This is a genomic window from Pseudogemmobacter sp. TB195, assembly GCF_058313095.1.
In genome coordinates this window covers 40,705-61,446 of sequence record NZ_JBZEGG010000008.1, presented here as the reverse complement: position 1 = coordinate 61,446, position 20,742 = coordinate 40,705, and the positions used below count along the sequence as shown (strand labels likewise).

The 20,742-nt window shown below is 63.0% G+C and carries 17 protein-coding genes and 2 pseudogenes; 14 read left to right on the top strand and 5 right to left on the bottom strand.

Annotation, left to right across the window (positions count from 1 at the left end; genetic code table 11):
- Window positions 1–67: 67 nt before the first annotated feature.
- From AC4FS3_RS09955 to AC4FS3_RS09935, 5 genes are all read left to right on the top strand, one after another.
- Complete coding sequence (locus AC4FS3_RS09955; RefSeq protein ID WP_491020435.1) at window positions 68–952, top strand: NAD(P)-dependent oxidoreductase; 885 nt, start codon at window positions 68–70, stop codon at window positions 950–952.
- Window positions 953–1,078: 126 nt separating this feature from the next.
- Window positions 1,079–2,008, top strand: a complete 930-nt coding sequence (locus tag AC4FS3_RS09950; protein WP_491020434.1) for a dihydrodipicolinate synthase family protein — start codon at window positions 1,079–1,081, stop codon at window positions 2,006–2,008.
- 129 nt (window positions 2,009–2,137) lie between these two features.
- Window positions 2,138–3,070, top strand: coding sequence for a LysR family transcriptional regulator (locus AC4FS3_RS09945; protein WP_491020433.1), 933 nt, complete (start codon window positions 2,138–2,140; stop codon window positions 3,068–3,070).
- 71 nt (window positions 3,071–3,141) lie between these two features.
- Complete coding sequence (locus AC4FS3_RS09940) at window positions 3,142–3,564, top strand: MaoC family dehydratase (protein ID WP_491020432.1); 423 nt, start codon at window positions 3,142–3,144, stop codon at window positions 3,562–3,564.
- A 95-nt stretch (window positions 3,565–3,659) separates the two neighbouring features.
- Window positions 3,660–5,171 (top strand): aldehyde dehydrogenase (NADP(+)), encoded by a 1,512-nt coding sequence (locus AC4FS3_RS09935; protein WP_491020431.1) that lies wholly within the window; start codon window positions 3,660–3,662, stop codon window positions 5,169–5,171.
- 249 nt (window positions 5,172–5,420) lie between these two features.
- Here the strand turns inward: AC4FS3_RS09935 and AC4FS3_RS09930 are convergent, their stop codons facing one another.
- From AC4FS3_RS09930 to AC4FS3_RS09920, 3 genes are read right to left on the bottom strand one after another with little or no spacing between them, the layout of a single operon-like run.
- Window positions 5,421–6,221: a PhnD/SsuA/transferrin family substrate-binding protein gene (locus tag AC4FS3_RS09930; protein WP_491020430.1), complete on the bottom strand. Its 801-nt coding sequence runs from the start codon at window positions 6,219–6,221 to the stop codon at window positions 5,421–5,423.
- On the bottom strand, window positions 6,218–7,168 hold the full coding sequence (locus AC4FS3_RS09925; RefSeq protein WP_491020429.1) for a fatty acid desaturase: 951 nt from the start codon (window positions 7,166–7,168) through the stop codon (window positions 6,218–6,220). The genes AC4FS3_RS09930 and AC4FS3_RS09925 overlap by 4 nt, the downstream gene beginning before the upstream one ends.
- 8 nt (window positions 7,169–7,176) lie before the next feature.
- Window positions 7,177–7,449, bottom strand: coding sequence for an ABC transporter permease subunit (locus tag AC4FS3_RS09920; protein WP_283180196.1), 273 nt, complete (start codon window positions 7,447–7,449; stop codon window positions 7,177–7,179).
- A 649-nt stretch (window positions 7,450–8,098) separates the two neighbouring features.
- On the opposite strand from AC4FS3_RS09920, the gene AC4FS3_RS09915 reads away from it, so the two are divergent.
- From AC4FS3_RS09915 to AC4FS3_RS09890, 6 genes are all read left to right on the top strand, one after another.
- Entirely contained in the window at window positions 8,099–8,665 is a 567-nt protein-coding gene (locus tag AC4FS3_RS09915) for a hypothetical protein (protein WP_491020428.1), read from the top strand.
- A gap of 164 nt (window positions 8,666–8,829) precedes the next feature.
- Window positions 8,830–9,984: a hypothetical protein gene (locus AC4FS3_RS09910; protein ID WP_491020427.1), complete on the top strand. Its 1,155-nt coding sequence runs from the start codon at window positions 8,830–8,832 to the stop codon at window positions 9,982–9,984.
- A 358-nt stretch (window positions 9,985–10,342) separates the two neighbouring features.
- Window positions 10,343–10,858, top strand: a complete 516-nt coding sequence (locus AC4FS3_RS09905) for an RNA polymerase sigma factor (protein WP_491020426.1) — start codon at window positions 10,343–10,345, stop codon at window positions 10,856–10,858.
- A gap of 97 nt (window positions 10,859–10,955) precedes the next feature.
- On the top strand, window positions 10,956–11,981 hold the full coding sequence (locus tag AC4FS3_RS09900; protein ID WP_491020425.1) for a FecR family protein: 1,026 nt from the start codon (window positions 10,956–10,958) through the stop codon (window positions 11,979–11,981).
- Between the two features lie 113 nt (window positions 11,982–12,094).
- Window positions 12,095–14,635 (top strand): TonB-dependent receptor, encoded by a 2,541-nt coding sequence (locus tag AC4FS3_RS09895; protein ID WP_491020424.1) that lies wholly within the window; start codon window positions 12,095–12,097, stop codon window positions 14,633–14,635.
- A gap of 71 nt (window positions 14,636–14,706) precedes the next feature.
- Window positions 14,707–15,324: a biliverdin-producing heme oxygenase gene (locus AC4FS3_RS09890; protein WP_491020423.1), complete on the top strand. Its 618-nt coding sequence runs from the start codon at window positions 14,707–14,709 to the stop codon at window positions 15,322–15,324.
- A gap of 20 nt (window positions 15,325–15,344) precedes the next feature.
- On the opposite strand, the pseudogene AC4FS3_RS09885 reads toward AC4FS3_RS09890, so the two are convergent.
- Window positions 15,345–15,638, bottom strand: a pseudogene (locus AC4FS3_RS09885) (DUF1403 family protein); the annotation flags it as partial.
- Window positions 15,639–15,756: 118 nt separating this feature from the next.
- Here AC4FS3_RS09885 and AC4FS3_RS09880 point away from each other — a divergent pair.
- Window positions 15,757–16,851, top strand: a pseudogene (locus AC4FS3_RS09880) (IS5 family transposase).
- 103 nt (window positions 16,852–16,954) lie between these two features.
- Window positions 16,955–17,712, top strand: a protein-coding gene (locus tag AC4FS3_RS09875; RefSeq protein ID WP_491020422.1) for an IS5 family transposase whose coding sequence is annotated in 2 segments (ribosomal slippage) — window positions 16,955–17,279 and window positions 17,279–17,712 — 759 coding nt in all. Because the reading frame shifts where the segments join, the coding sequence is not laid out codon by codon here.
- Window positions 17,713–17,825: 113 nt separating this feature from the next.
- Here AC4FS3_RS09875 and AC4FS3_RS09870 read toward each other — a convergent pair.
- Window positions 17,826–18,620 carry a helix-turn-helix domain-containing protein gene (locus AC4FS3_RS09870; protein ID WP_283180020.1) on the bottom strand — a complete coding sequence of 265 codons (795 nt, stop codon included), beginning with the start codon at window positions 18,618–18,620 and terminating at the stop codon, window positions 17,826–17,828.
- Window positions 18,621–18,759: 139 nt separating this feature from the next.
- Between AC4FS3_RS09870 and AC4FS3_RS09865 the strand changes: the two genes are divergently transcribed.
- Window positions 18,760–20,739: a CocE/NonD family hydrolase gene (locus tag AC4FS3_RS09865; RefSeq protein ID WP_491020421.1), complete on the top strand. Its 1,980-nt coding sequence runs from the start codon at window positions 18,760–18,762 to the stop codon at window positions 20,737–20,739.
- Window positions 20,740–20,742: the final 3 nt, after the last annotated feature.

The following is a 20,742-nucleotide window of genomic DNA, read 5'->3' as shown; positions in this document are numbered from 1 at the left end:
CGGTTCGGCTTCAGAACAATCCGGCCGGCCCCCAGGGGGCCGGTCGACATCAGTAACAGGATTGCAGATGACTTATCCCAGCCTGACACATGCCCGCATCGGTCTTATCGGCCTTGGCCTTATGGGCCATGGCATCGGTCGCAGTCTGCTGCGCAAAGGGTTTGCACTTGCGGTGCTTGGCCATCGCAACCGACAGCCCGTCGAAAGCCTTGTCGGGCTTGGCGCGCAGGAGGCAACCGACCCGGCAGCGCTTGCCCGTGCCTCGGATGTGATCCTGATCTGCGTCACCGGCTCGCCGCAGGTCGAGGCGCTGATCTATGGCGAGAATGGCGTGCTTTCGGCCCTGCAGCCCGGTCAGGTGGTGATTGACTGCTCGACCAGCGATCCCCGCTCCAGCGCGCGGATCCTTGCAGATATTGAGGCAAAGGGCGGCTGGTTCGTCGATGCCCCGCTTGGCCGCACCCCGGTCGAGGCCGAGGAAGGCCGGCTGAACACCATGGTGGGCGCAACCCCGGACCTGCTGGAAGTGGTGCGCCCGGTGCTGGCCGCCTATTGCGAGAATATCGTTCATGCCGGCCCGGCTCTTTCGGCCCAGAAGCTGAAGCTGATCAACAATTTCGTCGTCGTCAGCACCACCTGCATCCTTTCCGAGGCGATCGAGGCCGGCCAGCTTAACGGTGTCGATGCCGCGACCCTTTATGCCCTGATGAGCAAGGGCCCGCTGGGCGGAGGCCTTCTGGACATGATCCTCGGCGGCGCGGCCGAGGGGCGTTATGACGCGATGAAATTCTCGGTCGGCAATGCCGCCAAGGACATTGGCTATTTCAACAATATGATGTCCGGCCAGGCCCGCGTGACACGCCTGTCGCAGGATATTTTCCAGGTCATGGAGGAGGCGGTCTCGCGCGGGCAGGCCGCCGCGTATCTGCCCGAAATTGCCCGCCGCGGCTGAACAGAGCCGCCCACCCCCTCATCCATCTTCCACCGGCCCGCCCGCTTTCTCCTGGACAGCGGCCCGGCCCTTTCATGCGAATTTCCGGCCGGCCACAGGTCGCCACACTGACCAAAGGATCCCGACATGACCCAGAGCACCGCACCGCGCTACAGCGGCATCTTCCCCGTTGTCCCCACCATCTTCGCCGAAGACGGCAGCATTGATCTGCCCGGCCAATTGCGTGCCGTCGACTTCATGATCGATTCCGGTGTCGATGGCCTGTCGATCCTGGCAAACTATTCTGAACAGTTCCTGCTCTCGGATGACGAACGCGCGATCCTGACCAGGGCTATTTTGGAACATGTTGCGGGCCGGGTGCCGGTCATTGTCACCACCAGCCATTACAGCACCCGGATCTGCATCGAGCGCAGCATGGCCGCCGAAGCGATGGGTGCGGCCATGGTGATGGTGCTGCCGCCCTATCACGGCGCGACCCTGCGGGTGGCCGAGCCGCTGATCTATGATTATTTCGCCCGGCTCTCGGATGCGATCAATATTCCGATCATGTATCAGGATGCGCCGATCAGCGGCACCAGCCTGTCTGCCGCAAGCCTTGCCAATATGGCGCGCGAGATCGAGCAGCTCAGCTATTTCAAGATCGAAGTGCCCGGCACCGCCGCCAAGCTGCGCGAACTGATCCGCCTTGGCGGCGATGCGGTCGAAGGCCCTTGGGATGGCGAAGAGGCAATTACACTGATGCCCGATCTTGATGCCGGCGCCACCGGCTCGATGACCGGCGGGGCCTATGCAGACGGGTTGCGCCCGATCATCGTCGCCCATCGTGAGGGGCGCCGCGACGAGGCGCTGGACGGCTATCGCACCTGGCTGCCTCTGATCAATTATGAGAACAGGCAAAGCGGGCTTCTGGCCTGCAAGACCCTGATGGAAGAGGGTGGCGTGATCAAATGCGCCGCGCCGCGGCATCCGTTCGCACCGATGACACCGGAAATCCGCGCAGGGCTGCTGGATCTGGCCCGCCGCCTCGACCCGCTGGTTCTGCACTGGGGTCGCTGAAGCCAAACTGACGCCCCGATGTTGCGCTCTGGCAGTGCATGTCACAGGGGCGCTTGTCCTTCCCCGCCTTCCGGGGGGATGGTTGTGCGACGGGGGGTGTCCCCTGTCGCCGCCATGACGGAGAGAAAGATGGTCGTTTCGGTAAGCCGGATCCTCAGTCGCCTGAGAATGCGTCAGTTCAGCCTGCTGGTTGCACTTGATCAGCACCGATCGCTGCGCCGCGCGGCGGCAGAGCTGGCGATCACCCAATCGGCCGCCAGCAAGGCGCTTGCCGAAATCGAGGACATCATCGGCTCGGCGCTGTTCGAGCGTTCTCCCTCCGGCCTCAGCCCGACCGAACTCGGGCAATGTCTGATCCGCTATGCCTGGCTGATGCGGGCCGATGTCGAATCCATGTGTATCGAGATCGGCACCATCCAGCTTGGCCATGCCCGCAGGCTCTCGGTCGGAACCATCATGGGGGCGATCCCCGATGTTTTCGCGCAATCCATCTGCACCTTGCGCGAGGAATTCCCCGATCTGTCGCTCCAGATCATCGAGGATACCAGCGCCGGACTTCTGGAAGCGCTGGATCAGAACCGGATTGATCTGGCCATCGGCCGCGTGATGGTCAGCCCCAATCCCGGCCTTTACAATTATGAACCGCTCTGGACCGAGCCGCTGCATATCGCCGTCGGCAGCCGCCACCCGCTGGCACATATCGACAAGCCCGGCCTTGCCGATCTCGCCCGCTATTCCTGGATCGTCTATCCCAGTCTGATGCCGCTGCGCGCCATGCTGGAGCGGACGTTGTCAAATGCAGGCATTCAATTGCCGGCCAATGTGATCGAGACCTCCTCGACCTTCGCGACCGTCGCACTGCTGGTCCGCGATCCAGGCCTTGTCGCCCTGTTGCCGGCAGCGGTCTGCCGCTTCTTTGAGGCGGAACATGCGCTCAAGATCCTGCCGCTCGACATTCAGGGGAGCAATCCCGATTACGGCATCATCACCCGGTCAGGCGGCGCGCTGAGCGGGCCGGCCCAGTCGCTTCTCCGCATCCTGCGCGGGGCGCAGGACAGATAAACCGCCCGCGTGGCCAGGCTTAGGGCCCCCGGGTTTCCGACACACAGATCCGTCAAAGGAAGAGAAAAGCCATGCAGGCCGAAACACTGGAAGCGTTGGTTGGCACCAGCGTGACGTTCGAGAAAGCGATCAGCGAGGCCGATGTGCTGGACTTCGCCCGGATCACGCTTGACGATCACCCGAACCATACCGATGAGGCCTATGCCCTTGAAAACGGGCTTGGTGGCCGCATAGTGCAGGGCGCGCTGCTGGTCGGGCTGATGGCCGGGGCCTCCACCCGCTACCTGCTGAAGGCAGGCCATCCGGGCGTCACCTATGGGTATGAAAAGATCCGTTTTCTGCGCAGCATCCCGCTCGGAAAGACGCTGAGCGTGGTCTACACAGTGCGCAAAGCTGTTCCCGAAAAATCGAATACCGAAGCCGAGGTCAGGATCAGTCAGGGCGGGGATCTGGTCTGTATCGGCACTCATATCGCCCATTTCCCCACATTCTGACCGCAAGGCCTTGCCGCGCGTCACACATCGCCGCCGCTTCCGCAACCAGGGCCGCAGCCCCGGGCTGCTTCTCTCTGATCCGTAAGGAATATGACATGACCTTCACGCCACATGGCCATCACCTCATCGCCGGGGACTGGGTCGAAACCGAAGCCAAATTCAGCAATGAGCCGGTTTCCGGCCCGGCGCAGAGCTTCTCGGTCGGAACCGTCGCCTTGGTCGATCAGGCGGCCAGAGCCGCAGGCGCCGCCTTCCAGGCCTATGCCGGCACCTCGCGCGAGACCCGCGCCGCCTTCCTTGAAAAGATCGCCGAAGAGATCGAGGCAAGGGCGGAGGCGATCACCGAAATCGGCAGCCGCGAAACCGGCCTGCCTGCCGCCCGCCTTGAAGGCGAACGCGGCCGGACGGTCGGGCAATTGCGGCTTTTCGCGGCGCATATCCGCTCTGGCGAGCATCTGGACCTGCGCCATGACGCAGCCCAACCAGATCGCAAACCGGCACCGCGCCCCGAGATCCGCCTTGTTCAGCGCCCGGTCGGCCCGGTCGCGGTCTTCGGTGCCTCGAACTTCCCGCTCGCTTTTTCGACCGCAGGCGGCGACACCGCAGCGGCGCTGGCTGCCGGTTGCCCGGTCGTCGTGAAAGGCCATTCCGCCCATCCGGGCACCGCTGAAATCATCGCCGATGCCATCCTGGCGGCGATCACGGCCTGTGACCTCAATCCCGGGATTTTCAGCCTGATCCAGGGCGGGCGCCGCGATGTCGGCTCGGCCCTGGTGCAGCATCCGCAGGTCAAGGCGGTCGGCTTCACCGGATCGCTTGCCGGCGGACGCGCCCTTTTCGACCTTTGCGCGCAGCGCCCGGATCCGATCCCCTTCTTCGGTGAGCTTGGCTCGGTCAACCCGATGTTCATTCTGCCGGCCGCAGCCTCGGCCCGCGCTGCCGAGATCGGCACCGGCTGGGCCGGCTCGCTGACCATGGGGGCCGGCCAGTTCTGCACCAATCCCGGCATCGCGATCGTGATTGATGGCGCGGAGGCGGACAGCATGATCGCGGCGGCGGTTGCCGCTCTGGCCAAAGCCGCACCGCAGGCGATGCTTACCACTGGCATTGCCGATGCCTGCCGCTCCGGCATCCGCCATTTCCACGACCACCCCTCTGTCCGCGTCCTGCATGAGGACATCCGTGAGGGCCGCGAGGCAGGTGCCTGCCTCTATGACGTCAGTGGCGCTGACTTCCTCGCCGATCACAGCCTCTCGGAAGAGGTGTTCGGCCCGGTCGGTCTGGTGGTGCGCGTCGGCTCGACCGAAGAGATGCTTCAGCTTGCCGAATGCTTCGAGGGCCAGCTGACCGCCACGCTGCATATGGACGCCGCTGACAGCGAAACCGTCAAAGCCCTGCTGCCGGTGCTGGAACGCAAGGCAGGGCGGATCCTCGCCAATGGCTTCCCCACCGGCGTCGAGGTTGTGGGCGCCATGGTCCATGGCGGCCCCTGGCCCGCCTCGACGAATTTCGGCGCAACTTCGGTCGGAACCATGGCGATCCGCCGTTTCCTGCGACCGCTTTCGCTGCAAAATATCCCGGAGGCGCTCACCGCCTATATGGCTTAGCATTTCTGTGGTTGCCGTCCACTGTGCAAGGCCTTTGCTCTTGGGACAGGTGACCCCGTGGGGTCATCCTTGAGACCTGAACAAAACGCATCGAAGGCCCGCCGTGAACGTAGCGTTATAAGCTCGCGGCGGGTCACGCAGGCCAAAGGCCTCCCGCGATCCCGGAGAAAGACCAGGGTGAGCCATCATCGGATGAGGCCCTGCCGACCAGAGCGACAACGCCCATATTTTCATCCTGTATCGTCAGGCTTACTTTGGCGCCCCAAACGGACCTTGCTGCCGATGTGCGCGCAGTTTTCTCAATGTCTCTCGTATGATGGAAGCGCAGTTGCCGGGTGCAATCAACGCAATCCCCGGGCGCATGCGGGTGAACCCAAATACCGTCAGCCTGGCCGCTCCTGGTTCGAACTCACGGGCGAGGCTCCAGGATCTGGCATCGATTGAGGCGAAATCTGCGATGCCTGTGATCACAGCCCGCACCGACTGACGGTGACTTCCAGTGGCGAAAAGCCTCGCCTCAACTGCAAGCGCCCCGCCCTGCTGCGCGACATCATCGCGCAGCGCCATGACGCCCGAAAGCGAGTCTTCGGAATTAAACGCCATGGTCAGTCCGGCAAAACTGCAGGCAAGCGCATCGCCCAGACGCGCTGCATTTTCGGGACGGCAAATCAGGGCGCTGGAATACGACGCACCGCTGCAGCCGTCGATCCGGTCGTAATCCAGCTGACCCACACGTTCGCGTCCCGGGAAGGAATTGTGATCCAGCACCCCATGGCAGATCTCGGCCACGAGCAGCGCCGGATGGTGCCAGACCGCCGTGAAATCGAGATCATCGGGGACAAGCTGCGCCGGATCAGGGGCCAGCAACCGCCCCCCGGGCCCCCGGATCCCGCCAGGCACAGGTGGCAAATCGCGATTGCGACGGACAAGCCGGGCCGGGGCCGCAAGGCCAGCGACAAGCAAGCCGGGCCGGATGTCCGCCCATGCCGCGTCACTCGCCGCCCGGGCCTCGGGCCAGTCATACATGCCGAAAGAGACCACAAGGCTCATGGCGCGTCCCCTTCCCCGTCCCGGTTTCGACGCCAGCGCGGATGCGGAACCGGCTCTTTCACTTTCCAGGCGAAGCGCCGCAGGATGCTGAAATAGCTGGGAAACACATAGCCTCCATTCAGCCGCGCCCAGTCGCCGCGCGCTGCGCGATAGGTGGCGGGCAGCCGATACCAGGGCACACGCGGCAACTTGTGATGCACAAAATGCAGGTTGTTATAAAGAAACAGCGGCGCCAGAATGGAGCGCTCGACGATGATCGTGCGGCCATTCGGATCTTCGGCCCATTGATGTTCGCAATAGGTGCGGATTGCCAGAAGGCCCAGCCCGATCCAGCCCGGGACCAGCACATAAAGCCAGACCGGGATCCCCATGCCGAACTGGATGAAGGCCAGCACCGGCACGAGGCCTGCAAGATGATGCGCCCAGGCGTTACGGGTCCTGGAATCCCCTGCCGCGACACGGTGCATCTCGGCCAGGGTAAAGCCGGTCACCGCAAACCAGGGGCCGATCACCACCCGCCCGATCAGCGTATTATTCGCGATCCGCGCCGCCCGAAGGATGCGCGGCATCCCGAGCCAGTCGAACAGCGCGATGTAATAGCTTTCGGGATCATCATGCGGGTCGGTCAGGCGCTCGTCATTATGATGCTGCAGATGGGTCAGCTTATAACTGCGATAGGGGTAGAAGATGCCGATCGGCAGCCAGACCAGCGCCTCGTTGAGCCGCGCATTTCTGGTCGGATGGCCATGCAGCACCTCATGCTGCAAAGAGGAATGCAGCGCGACAGTGACCCCGATGACAATCAGCGCCAGCCAGGGGGAAAGCGGATAAAGCCAGAACCCGGCCCAGAGCCAAAGCCCATAGCACAAAGCCAGCAAGCCCCATGTTGGCCATTCGATCCGCGGCGGCACCAGGCCTTCTCGCGGCAGATCAGGCAATGTGGTCATGAGGCCTCTCAGTCATCGAATGCGCCAAGCCCTTCGGCGATGAGGTTGGTGGAGATCACCAGCGACACAATCGCGAGGGCGGGGAAGGTCGCCACCCACCAGATGCCTGCCGTCAGGAGCCCATAGGATTCGGCCACCGCAAGCCCCCAGTCGGTTGAGGGGGGTTGCAGGCCGAGGCCCAGAAAGCTCAGCGTCGAAATGGTGAAAAACGCATAACCAAGACGCGTCATCGCCTCGATCAGCACGACCTGACGGATATTGGGCAAGATCTCGCGAAACATCACGCCAAAGGCGGATCACCATATCATCCTCGACATAGCCCGCCGAGGTCAGCAAGAGCACCTCAATGTCCCGAAAATCCAGTGTTTCTGGGTGGTCGAAGTCCATCTGCCGGTCTGCTTTGTCCGCCCGGCCAGCGGTCATGGCCGGCAAGCCGAGGGCCTGCCCCCCTTCGGCGATTTTTGACGCGAGATCAGCAAAAAGGGCGCGAAATTGCGCAGCCAGCCTGTCCGATGCGACCTTATACACAAACCCCTGTCTCCGGACGCCGGGGAAGGTCAACGCGGCATGGCGCTGCGGCGCTGCGGCGCTGCGGCGCTGCGGCGCTGCCCCAGATGGCGGTTGCAGTCCTGGTGAGCAAGGCAATTGGGGATGCTGAGCGTTACATTGGCAAAGGCGGAACCGGCACGCAGGCGCGCCATGAGTGGCCGCAATTGCCGCAGGAAAATCGACCTTCATGCCCTCGGCCGGCCTTTCCAGACTTTCCGTTCTGGTCTTCAACCTCAGGCGCTTAGGTCAGGGGCGCGCACCATTTCCACGCCTGGAATAGCACGCGGGACTGTGCGACAGTGGTATCTGACAGCTGGTATCGCACCATTGCCCCATGCCAGTTTGCACGGCAGGCAGAGATGGTCATAAGGGGAGAGTGCCATGTGGCCCAGCGGGCAGAAAACCAGACAGACCCATTTCTGGCTGGCTGATGACGATGTCAGCGCCATCAGTGAGGCGTTGCAACGCGACGTGCCCGGAATGACCTGGCAATGCTCGCATATGATGCCAGATGTGCCGGCGCATGAATTTGCCGCGCTGAATGATGCGCTGAAATGCGGTGACGAAAACCCGGTGAGCCGTCAGGCCTTCGCACTGTTTGCCCCGTCAGCCCTGCAATTCCATGTCTGCCGCCCGCAGGTGCTGAAAGAGGCGCGCGACGGATATGCGCCGGACTATGTTTTCCCGCCAGAGATACGGATGGTCCGTTGCGGCAGAATGGCTGTGCGATGGGACAGCGGCGACGCTGACGAGGCTTTTGCCAGGCGCCTCGGCGCGATCTGGAAAGCGATGCAATGCTGCACCCTGCCTGCGAAAGTCGATAGTCTGAGCGGCAGAGCCTTGTCGGGATTCCGCATCGGTCCTGCGATGCTGGAGCAGGCGAGGAGCGAGGGGCTGTACCTGCAGGCCAATGGTCCGTTCTGCCGTCCGGCGGCGCGCAGGACGTAACGCCGTCGCCGACCGCAGCTATGACTCAGGGATCGACTTGCGTCCCGCGCCGCCCTTCTTATCTCGCGCCCTTTTTTGAACGCTGGCAATGGTTTCCCGTACTTGCAACCCGGAGAGGTTGGCCGCAGCCTTTCACCCGACTTCACGGCAACAAGGGGATAGTCATGGCATTCAGACACAGAATGGTCAGCGCCTTGATCGGCATGGCGGCGATGACATGGCTTCCGGCGGCGGCCAGTGCCCGAGAGGATGCCGATCTGCGCGCCCTGATGGCGCTGTTGCCTGCTTCTGTCTTTACGTCGGCAGAGCAGGGCTATGTCGAATATCTTGGCCTTGCACAGCTTGTGGAGAATGCCGGCTCACTCTCGTCGGAGCAATTTGCCAGACTTGCCTGGGGCGCGAACATACGGCCAGTTGCGGCTCTGGGCGCGGACCCGGCGCTGTTTCGCGCCAGATCCGGCATCGGGTTGCACGATCTGCGCTGGCTGGCCGGTTTCGGACAGGCGCCGCAGGAAATCTCGCTCTGGGGGTTCCCGGATGCGTCTGCCGCTCAGGGCGCATTTGACGGCCTGGCCGACCTTGGCTTCGCGCGGGCCGGGTTTCTGCCCGGTGTGCTGGCAAATGGCGATCCGGGCGCGATGGACTTTGCCCGCTCTGATGCGGCGGATCCCTGGCGCGGCCCGATGGGCAGAACCTCCACAGTCACTTTGCGTGACGCGGCCCTGCTGCAAGCCGCAACTTCGGCCGATTTCGCGCCTGTGCCTGGCGCGTCAACGACCGCCCTTGAGAGCGATGCCGGACGTATCGCTCTGGCCGGGGTCGAGTATGAGAGCGAGGGCGTGATCCAGGCCCTGATCCTGTCGCCGCTTGCGGTGGGGGCTCAGTCTGTCGATCCTGCGTTTCTGATCGGCAAGACCCAGCAAGAAACACAGGCCGCATTCGAGGCCGAAGTCGCGAATATCTCCGCAGGGCTGCCGCTTTATTCAGGTGCCATTCTGGCCGAGGTCGTGACGCCGTCCGGCGCGCAGGCCGTTCTTTCTCTCGCCTATCCAAGCTGCGCCGAAGCGGAAGAGGCGCTCGCGCGGGTCCCTTTGCTTTGGATCCTGATGAACCCGGCCTATGTTCCCGCAGCCACCAGACTCACGGGCCAGATCGTTGACGCGGCCCCCGGCTGCGCGGCGCGGATCGTGCTCGCCCCGGCTGAGGACAGCGAGGCTGGCAACCTCCCCGTCCTGCGTTCGGTTGTGACCGGCATCCAGTTCCGCGATGTGGCGATCCTGCGTATCGGTTCCGCGCCCGCTGCGGCAGCGGCTGACTAGCCGCCACCCCGGCAGGTATCTGTCAGCGTTCCAACCTTCGGGCGGGCGGATTTCTGTGCCACACGTCGAATGGCCGCTTAGCGGGCATACTGTCGCACAGCACTCTCGCTCTGCGACCGGCGGCTATGGGCCGGCAACCGTGGCCCACCCCTTTCGAACTGACGCGATGTATTTTCCGACGGCAATCAATGCTCCGCGCATTGCGGATCTGCCGTTATTTTTCTAATCAGGGGCAGAGCCATGTAAGCTCCGTCTTGCGGAGCGGCACAGCCAGAGCATCGGGAAGCACAGGCACAACCTCCGCCCCTGCGGCTTCCCATCAAGCATCGCCAGGCTCGGCCCCCGTGGTTTCCGTTCCATGTCCAACACGCTGGATACGATCTTTATTGCGCAACGGCAGGCCCTGACCGGCTCTGTCCTGCGGCTTGTGCGCGACAGGCAGGTGGCGACCGATCTGACCCAGGAAACCTATCTGCGGGCGCATAAGGCGGCACAACAGCAGGAAATCATCCATATCGAGGCCTTTCTGTTCCGCACCGCGCGCAATCTGGCGCTGGATCATCTGCGCAGGAGCCGCTTGCGCCAGACCGCAGCGCCGTCGGATCCGGAAGCCGACAGCGTCGCACATATCGCCTCCTGCGCGCCCACCGCCGAAACCGTGCTGATAGACCGTGAAAACCTGCGCCAGCTGACCGAGGCACTGCGGCAACTCCCGGAACGGGTGCGGACGGTGGTGCGGCTCAGCCGGATCGAAGAATGGCCAAACAAGCGGATCGCGGCGGCACTGGATGTGTCTGAGCGGACGGTGCTGAATGATCTGAAACTGGCAATGATGCATTGCCGCGATGTGATGGCACGGCGGGGGCGAACATGACGCATCACCCTCCTTCCCCACGTTACGGGTTTCTTTGCGCTTTTCCGGCGGTGAAACGTCAATACCAAAGTGGCACAGGCAATCATCGGATGACCCAATGACACGAGAAAGACGGGAAACAGACAGCGGGGCCTTCACGCATGAGGATCCGGTGGCCGATCAGGCGCTGGACTGGTTCGTGAACCTGCGCAATGAGGCGCCCTCTGCCCGGGCGAGCCAGGCCTTTGCGAACTGGTTGGCCGAAGACAGCCGTCATGCTGATGAATTCCTGCGGCTTGAGGACATGTGGGGCGCGCCCGGGTTTCGCGATGCCGTTCTTGCGGCGGCACCTGCGCAGTCCGACGTCATCGGGCTGCGTTCTGCCGATCGCGCTGCCGGTCGGGCTGCTGGACGCAGCGCCTGGACGCGTATGGCCCGCGCACTTGTCGCGGCAGCGGCGGTTTTTATGCTGGCTTTGGGGATCTGGCAGGGGCCGCATCTGTGGCGCATCTGGCATTCGGATTTCTACACCGTTGCCGGTGAACAGGCGAATCTGACCTTACCGGACGGATCAACAATGATCCTCAACACGGCAAGCGCCGTCGCGATCGATTTCGCGGATGGACGCCGGGAGATCCGGCTTCTGGAAGGTGAGGCCTGGTTCGGCGTTCTCCCCGATACGTCGAGGCCGTTCCGCGTGACCGGGCAATATGGCACTGTCACCGTGACCGGGACGAAATTCAGCCTGCGGCTTGGCCCGGATCATGACACGGTCCTGCTGGAAGAGGGCCGGGTCGAGGTTGCGGGCTCCGCCGCGGTGGCACCGCCGGTCACGCTGGAGCCGGAACAGATGATTTTCCTCGGGCCTTCCGGCCTGTCGCAGGTGCAGGCGGCCGACAGTGCGAGCGCGCTTGCCTGGCGTCAGGGGCGGATCCTGTTCGACGAGACCCCACTCAGCACCGTCGTCGATGAATTGCAGCGCTATCGCAGCGGGACAGCGATGGTGGTGAATTCCGCCGCCGCCGGCATGGCCGTCAGCGGCAATTACCGCCTTGATGATGTCGAGACCGCAATGCGGATTCTGGCCGAAACCGCCGGGCTCAGCCTGACCAGGATTCCCGGGGGGATCATAATTCTTCGTTAAACACTCAACTATTTTTTCCGTTTCACGCATCCGAAACGTCATGCCTCTGAAGGGCCCGGGGATCCACATCGGAAACCACGTGAGCGGCCCGTGACCTGCAAAGGGATAGGGACATGACTGCACCGCATTTTTCCGGCCAGAGGCCAGCGTCACGGGCCAAAGGCTGGTTTCTTCTGACAACGATCCTCTGCTGCCTGGCGACAGCGCCGGCACTGCGGGCCGAAACGGAGGCCCGGCCCGGTATGGCAGAGAGCCGGTTTGATATTCCGGCGCAACCGCTGCCCTCGGCGCTTGCCGCCTTCATCAAAGCAACCGGCTGGCAGCTCAGCTACCCGTCCTCGGCGGCGCAGGGCAAGATGTCACCCGGGGTCCGGGGGGAAATGTCGCCTGCCGAAGCGCTGGAACGCCTGGTTGCCGGCAGTGGTCTGGCTGTGCACCAGGGCGGAGCCAATGCCGCAGCCCTGGTCGAACTGAGCCGTGACCAGGCGGCCGCTGATGGATCCGTCATGCTGGGCACCATCGTTCTTGGCGGCGCCCAGGCGGCGGATGCGGCTTTCGCCACCCCGGGCTCGGTCAATGTGATCACGACCGAACAGATCGACCGTTTCACCACCGGCACCGTGTCCGATGTCTTCAAATCGGCGCCCGGCGTGATCTCTGCCGGCAACCGCATCGGGCCATCCGTCGATCTCAACATCCGCGGCCTGCAGGGACAGAGCCGGGTCAGCGTCACCGTAGATGGCGCGCGCCAGACCAGTGGCAGCTATCGCGGCTATCGCGGTTCGCGCAACGAGACTTATATTGACCCCGATTTCATCGCGGGCGTGGATATTTCGAAAGGCCCCTCCTCCGGGGCAGGCGGCGTTGGCGCGATGGGAGGCGTGGTCAATATGACCACGATCAACGCCGAAGATGTGCTGGCGCCTGGCAAGGATCAGGGTTTTCGCCTGCGTTTCGGCACGGCATCGAATTCGGTCGGCGCCCCGGCCACCGGCACTGAGGCCGGTCGCAGCGGCGGCACCGGTTTCAACGGTGACGCCTGGAACGGCAGCGTTGCATGGGCGATGAAACGCGAGAATTTCGACCTGGTGCTCGGGGCTTCGCGACGCAGGTCAGGCAATTATTTCACCGGCTCGCATGGCCAGGAGAACTACAATACCTCGGTGCATGGCACGCGGCTGCCAAGAGATCGCCCGATCTCGGTCTATGGCAAGGACAGCGAGGTTTTCAACACCTCGCAGGATGTCGCGACATATCTTGGCAAGGCGACCTGGACCTGGGGCGATCACAGCCTGCGGCTCAACGTCTCGCATTATCGCAATGTCTATGGCGAGACCGATGAGACGATGCTGAATTTCGGCCTGCCCGGCAGCATCATCTATATTCCGCCCAGCGAGTTCATCCACAGCAAGACCACGACGAAATCCGTGGGCCTCAGCTACAGCTACACCCCCGACAACGAGCTGATCGACCTGCGCGCCAGCCTCTGGGCCACCGAGGTCGATACCACCAGCGGGGTGATCCGTTCCCAGCTTGGCGGCACCGGCGAGACCAGCAACCGCACCTTCGGCGGCGATATCACCAATACCTCGCATATTTCGACTGGGGCCGGTCTGTGGACCATGAGCAACGGCATCGAGGCCGTTCTGGAACGCGGGCGCAGCGACCAGATCACACTGGTCTATCCCTGGGCCACCAGCTATCTCAGCGCGAACCCGAATGCCAACCGCCAGCTCGCAAGTTTCTTCCACAAGAGCAAACTTGAAATCAATGACTGGCTCACCCTCTCGGGTGGCTTTCGCTATGATTACTATAGCCTTGAAGGCAAGGGTCTGACAGCCGGGCTGGGCGATCAGAGCCGCAACCAGCTGAGCAGGAATTTCGGCATCACCCTCGCGCCGCTCGAAGGGATGCAGATCTTCGCCACCTATACCGAAGGCTGGCGCCCGCCAAGCCTGCGCGAACAGGGCGCGTTCGGGGCGGGCTCCATCACCATCAATCCGGATCTCGAACCGGAACGGGCGAAGAATATCGAACTGGGCGTGAATTATGCCCGGGACGGGCTTCTGCGCGACGATGACCAGATGCGGGTAAAGTTCGTTCTCTTCCGGAATGATTACGAAGATTACATCATCCGCAAACGCGCGCCGCTCAGCAATTATACCTGGGGCAATATCGAAAAAGCGGCGTTCCGCGGCGCCGAACTGACGCTGAATTACGATACCGGCGCCTTCTTTGTCGAAGGCAATGTCACCCATTACAGCAAGGTCGAAATGTGTGACGCCGGGACATGTGGCTTCACCACCGGGGCCACCGATTACGGCATCGTCAATATGCCGCCCAAGACCAGCGGGTCGCTGACGGTCGGCGCGCGGATGCTGGAGGATCATCGCCTGACGCTCGGCCTCAGAGCCTGGCATACCGGGCAGCGCTACAGCGGCTATGTCATGCCGGCCGGCGCGGTGAACCCGCCGACCTATTACACGAAAAGCACCATCCTCGATCTGTTCGGATCTTACAGGGTCAACGAGACCTCCTCGCTGGATTTCAGTGTCGAGAACCTCACCGACCGCTTCTATATCGAGCCGCTTTCCGCCACGCCCCAGGCCGCACCGGGCCGCACGGCGCGGGTCAACTTCACCATGAAGTTCTGACCACCTTCCCCGGGGCCGGGCGGCAGCAATTGCCCGGCCTTTCCATCCCTCACTCTCCGGCAGGCATGATCTTGACCCTTCACGACACACCCACCGCATCTGAACCCACCGGCACATATGGCCGTGCCCGGCGACTGCGCGAGGCCACCCATTCCACCCATGAGCGCCTTGACGCCGCGATCATGGCCGCGTGCCCATTTGAAAGCGTGCAGAATTACGCGCGGTTTCTGAAGGTGCAGTCAGGCTTCCACCGTGATGTAGCGCCGCTTTACCAGGATCCGGCGCTGCAACAGCTCTTTCCGGGCTTGGCAGGCCGGTCCCGCTTTGCGGCGGTTGCGGCCGATCTTAACGATATCGGTCTTGCCATCGCCGACGATAAGACCTTGCCTCCTGCGGGAGAGGGGATGGATCTGCCCGAGGCGCTCGGCTGGCTCTATGTCGTCGAAGGATCGAACCTTGGCGCTGCGTTTCTGTTCAAGGCCGCGCTGAAAATGGGGCTTTCCGCCGATCATGGCGCCCGCCATCTCGCCGAAGCGCCCGAGGGGCGGGCCGCCTCCTGGCGTCGCTTCAAAGAGGCCCTTGACGCCGTCGCGCTGAGCAAAGCCGAAGAGGCCCGCGCCATCGCCGGCGCAGAGGCCGCCTTCCACCGGGTCAGAAGCCTGGTCGCTGTCTTTCTGGCGCCTGTATAAAACTCTGCCGCCAAGGCGCTCATCTGCCCGGCGGGGCCAGGACCGTCGCCGGGTTTACGCTGCGTATAGGCATCACGCAGCTGCGCCTGGCCCTCCCGGCACCCTTCCAGCCGGGAAACCGCTGCGGCCGCAGAGAGCGCGAGACGCTTGCACCACAGGATGAAGACCGGATCTCCAGGCCCGGCGATCGGATCCAGCGGAGCCAGAGCTGACCTGGAAGAAAACATCGCCGTCTCAATATCTTCCAGGCTAACTGCCCGCCGGACCCATCGCGGCAGGGCCGGAGGATTTTTGGGTGTCAGAGAAGTTTTCACAGCACGGGGCACTCGGGAACGCTGACATGATACGGCGTTTTTTGCTACTTACTGGGCGTTGTTGCACTTATCGGCGAGGAGGATTCACGTGGTGCATCCCGCCTGTTAGGCTCTGGCTATGCCGAAGCCCTCTTCTCCCCGCTAGCGCAGGACGAACTGGCCTGACTACAATGCGGCCCTCCGCCGCCGCGGCTCGCTCCCGATCCGGTTCGATCCGGCGATGGTCCGGAACGCTGCGAAGACTGGCAGGCGCGGTCCCCCTGAGACCTTCTCAGAGAGCGCGATCCAGATATGAGGAGGATCAGGAAACAGTCCGGGGGACTGTTTTCCCGACGATTGGCCTTACGCTGAAGGTGGTGTTCGGCCTGCCAGTGCGGCAAACGGTGGGGCTGGTCGCCAGCCTGATCGGGATGGCGGGATTGGACTGGCCTGTTCCGGACTATTCCACGCTCTGCCGACGTCAGGCACGGATTGTGGTGCAGATCCCCTGCCGCCGCCCGGACGGTCCCGTGACCCTGTTGGTCGACATCGAGCCGGTGAAGCGCCACCGGTTCGAGCGAACCGGCGAGGGGCATCAGGTTCCGCGGCGTGAGGAGGAATCGTGGCTGCAGTGCAGCCGCGTAAGTCCGACGCAAAGAGTGGCAGGCGCGCAAACATGGCGCGTCGCGCCGCAGGCAGTGGCGCAAGGTCCATATTGGCATGGAGGCGCAGAGCGGCGATGTCCGGGCCGTCGAATTTACGTCCGGTCGACAAGGCGACAGCCCGATGCTGCCAGACCTGCTGGCGCAGCTCCCCCAGGAGGAAGAGACCGGCGCGGTCACGGCCGACGGCGCCTGTGACACCAGGCGATGCCATGGCGCGATCGTCGAACGGGGAGCCGAAGCGCGCATCCCTGTCCGCTGCAACGGCCGCGCGTGGAAAGAGGATTGCCCTGCTGCCCGCATCCGAAACGACATCCTGCACGAAACACGACGCCCCGGACGCGCCAACTGGAAGCGATCAGTCGGCTGCCATGTCCGAAGTCGGGTCGAGGCGCGGATGACCTGCCTCAAGGCCTTTGGCCAGCGCATCGCCTCACGCGACCCAGATCGGCAAACCGCAGAGATCCAGATCCGCATTGTGTCGCAGGTTCTCTCGAACCAGTGGCGTTCACCTGCTCCGCATGAACAAACATAATGCTCTCGGCACCGCCGGGATCATTGCTGTGGGCTGAACGTCACGCGGGAAAGGCAAAGATCCGCTTCCAGCCGATTAGGTTCAGGACCCATTGATTTCCGGTTCTGTGCGTGATTCAGGCTCTGCAAGGAGACTGACCGATGAGCAATCTTTACTGGCTTTCCGAGGCGCAGATGGCGCGCTTGCAGCCGTTTTTCCCCAATAGCCATGGCAAGGCGCGCGTTGATGACCTCCGTGTCCTTAGCGGCATAATCTTCATCAATCGCAATGGGTTGCGGTGGTGCGATGCGCCGAAGGAATACGGACCAGCCAATACCCTCTACAACCGTTGGAAGCGTTGGAGTGACAGCGGGGTCTTCGCCCGGATCATGGTCGGCCTGGCCGCTGAGAGCGCCGAGCACAAGACCATCATGATTGACGCGACCTACCTCAAGGCGCACCGCACGGCGTCGAGCCTGCGGGTGAAAAAGGGGGGCGCGGGCGTCAGATCGGGCGAACCAAAGGTGGCATGAACACGAAGCTGCACGCCGTTACCGATGCGAAGGGGCGGCCGATCGGGTTCTTCATGTCGGCCGGCCAGGTCAGCGATTACACCGGCGCAGCGGCTCTGCTGAGCAGCCTGCCGAAGGCGGACTGGCTGCTGGCCGATAGAGGTTATGACGCTGATTGGTTCAGAGAAGCATTGAAAGACAAGGGGATAAAAGCATGCATCCCCGGCAGGAAGTCCCGTAAAAAGGCCGTCAAATATGACAAGAGACGCTACAAACGGCGCAACCGCATAGAGATCATGTTCGGGCGCCTGAAAGACTGGAGACGCGTCGCCACGCGGTACGACAGGTGCCCGGCAACCTTCTTCTCCGCGATCATGCTCGCTGCGACCGTCCTCTTCTGGCTATGAAACTCAATGAGTCTGGAGCCTACGATCCTTGCCATAATTATGAGCAGGGAGGCCGCGCGGGGATGTCCCGGGCGGCTAAAATCCGCCTGTGACGGCCGCATCAGGACTGATGCTTATCCCGTCATCAACATGCTTTCCCCGGAACTGAAGAAGTTGCGCACAATCGGGTCGAGATTGCTGCCATCGACCCGAAAAAGCCCACATTGCGCCATGGCCTCGCGCAGCGAGTGCGTTATTCGCAATCGCCGGATGATCAGCCGCGATGCAAAGGGCCCGCGATGCGGATGCCAGCCGATCCCGGACGCCATGCCGGTCAGGTAATTGGCCTGATGGCGATGCGCGGCATAGAGAATTGTCTGGCCAAACCCATCCACCGGGCCGCGCGCATGTTCCAGAATGAAGATCCGGTCGCCGCGCAGCACAGCATGGCCGTCAAAGCGCGACCGGGTGATCCTGCCGTAATCAGGATTCTCGACACGCCCGACATAGCGGGTCAACACCCGATGATCGCGCTCGTAAAGCTGCAAGAGGCCGCATTGCACCTGCCCGGGCCATGACGGGGTCAGGAAATAGTAATGATAGAAGCCCAGATAGTTCCGCAGCGATGCCAGTTCGCCCGGCTCGGGGCGCAGGGCGGCGGCGAAAGAGGATTGCGGATCGAGGCCAGGCCCGCTGCGCGAATCCTCAAGACGGGGCGAGAGGAGTTCCTTTTCGCTCAGCGCGAAATAGGCCGCGATACGGCGCAGGTTATGCGCCGAGGGCATGGCGGAGCCGGTAAGATAGCGGTCAAATTGCTGCCGGTTGATGCCGATTTCGCGGCAGATCAGCGAGACTGACACCCTTGTTGCACAGAGATTTCGCAAATTACGGGAAAAATTTTCGCCGATGCGCGCTGACAGCACGGACATTTTACGCTCCTTTGCATCTGTTCGCGTAAACCAGCACAAATTGATACAAATCCGCGCAATTGGCAAGAAGTCCTCAACCCTCATTCTGCGCGGCAGTGCTTCGCTGCGAGGCCAGAATAACCAGGGAAGAGTGCCGGGCATGACCGTGATCCATGAAACCGTCGATATGGCGATCAATCTCCCCGATGGCACCAGGCTCTCGGCGCGCAGCTGGATCCCGGAGGATGCCGTGGCGCAGCCGGTTCCGGCGATCCTCGAATTTCTGCCCTATCGCAAACGCGATGGCACCGCAGAGCGCGATCAGATCACCCATCCCTGGTTTGCCGCTCGGGGCTACGCCTGCCTGCGCGTCGATATGCGCGGCTGTGGCGAATCCGAGGGGCTCTTTGACGACGAATATTCGCCGCAGGAGATGCAGGACGCGCTGGATGTGATCGACTGGATCTCGCGCCAGGACTGGTGCTCGGGCAATGTCGGCATGATGGGGATTTCCTGGGGCGGCTTCAATTCGCTGCAGGCTGCGGCCAATCGCGCGCCCGCGCTGAAGGCGATCATCACGCTTTGCTCGACCACCGACCGCTTTGCCGATGACATCCATTTCAAGGGCGGCTGCCTTCTGGGCGAGAATATCGGCTGGGCTGCGACGGCGGCTTCCTGGTTCTCGCCACCGCCGGACCCGGCGCTGGCAGGCGAGGCCTGGCGCGATATCTGGCTGAACCGGCTGGAGAAAATGCCCTTCCTTGCACAGACCTGGCACGAGCATCAGAACCGCGATGCCTATTGGAAACATGGCTCGGTCTGCGAGAATTATGATGCGATCACGGCGGCAGTCTTTGCCATTGGCGGCTGGCATGACGGCTATCGCAACACTCCCTCTCATCTCGCGACCAATCTGACCGCACCGGTGCGCGCGCTGATGGGCCCCTGGAACCACAAATATCCGCATATGGCGGTGCCCGGACCCCGGATCGGCTTTTTGCAAGAGGCGCTGGCCTGGTGGGATCACTGGCTGAAAGGCATCGGGAACGGCGCCGACCGGGCCCCGGCCTATACCGCCTGGCTGATGGACAGCGTAAAGCCCGCAACCTCTTTCGGGCATCGTCCCGGGCGCTGGATTACCGAGGCCGAATGGCCCTCGCCCCGGATCACGCCACGCATCTTCCACCTTGGCGAGGCCCGGCTGGGCGACACCCCTGCCCCCGCTTTCGTGCAGCAGGCGCGCCCCTCGACGGCTGTCGGGATGGCGACGGGGGAGTATTTCCCCTTTGGCTTCGGCCCGGGTGAATTGCCCGATGACCAGCAGGGTGATGACGCGCTTTCGGCCTGCTTTGACTCGGACATGCTGAATGACACCTGCGACATTGTCGGTGCACCGCGTGTCACCCTGACGCTCAGCGCCGATCAGCATCGCGGACAAATCGCCGTGCGGCTTTGCGATCTGCGCCCCGATGGCAGTTCGGCGCTGATCACGATGGGCGTCCTGAACCTGCGCCACCGTGACGGGTTTGAGGCAATGAAGGATCTCGTCCCGGGCCAGCCCACAGAGGTCACGCTGGATCTGGACCAGATCGCCTACCGCCTGCCCGAAGGCCACCGGATGCGAATTGCTGTTTCCACCAGCTACTGGCCCTTCATCTGGCCCGAACCCGAGCCTCTGACGGTGACGATCTCGGGGGGCAGCCTCTCGTTGCCGCTGCGCCCGCTGGCGACAGGTGACGAGATCAGCTTTCCTGAACCGACCGGCGCTCCGCCTCTGGCGCTTAAATACCATTCGGAAACACTCGAATCGAAACATGTCGAGACCGACCCCGCGACCGGCGAAACCCGGATCATCATCTCCGGCACCACACCACTGACCGAGGATCTGACGCACGGCCTGACCACCGGATCGAAAATCGAGGAAATCTGGTCGATCCGGGACGGCGACCCCGCCAGCGCGAGGGTCGATATCACCTGGGATCGCAGCCTTGGCCGGGGAGACTGGCAGACCCGCAGTCGCGTTCTGACCAGTCTCTGGGGCGACGCGGAAGATTTCCACATCGTTCAGCGCATCCAGGCCTGGGAGGGCGAGAGGCTGGTCTTTGATCGCCATCACCAGGATTCTGTGCGCAGGCTGTAAGCC